Source organism: Algoriphagus halophilus, from assembly GCF_900129785.1.
Classification (GTDB): domain Bacteria; phylum Bacteroidota; class Bacteroidia; order Cytophagales; family Cyclobacteriaceae; genus Algoriphagus; species Algoriphagus halophilus.
The window spans coordinates 29,632-29,908 of the sequence record NZ_FSRC01000005.1; the positions used below are offsets into that span (position 1 = coordinate 29,632).

Annotated in this window: 1 protein-coding gene; it reads left to right on the forward strand. The window is 45.5% G+C overall.

The genetic code is table 11. From position 1 onward, the window contains the following. Positions 1-71: 71 nt before the first annotated feature. The coding region (locus BUR11_RS20845; protein WP_143186103.1) for a type IX secretion system membrane protein PorP/SprF at positions 72-277 on the forward strand (206 nt) is incomplete at its 3' end.

The window sequence follows — 277 nt, forward strand, 5'->3', positions numbered from 1 at the left end:
AACCCATGAAAAGAGAGGAAATTAAAGCTTATTTCCTCTCAATCTTTTATAGCATATAACTCTCCCGTGATATGAAAACTCTTTTTAAAATTCTAGGCATGTCTGCTTTGCTGGTTGTGATGACTAGCGGTGGAGAAGTATTTAGCCAGCAGCTTCCCCAGTTCAGCCAGTATATTTTCAATGGGCTGCACATCAACCCGGGCTATGCGGGATACAAGGGGGAGCCTTATATCCAGAGCACGTACCGTAGCCAGTGGGTGAATTTTCCCGGAGCGCC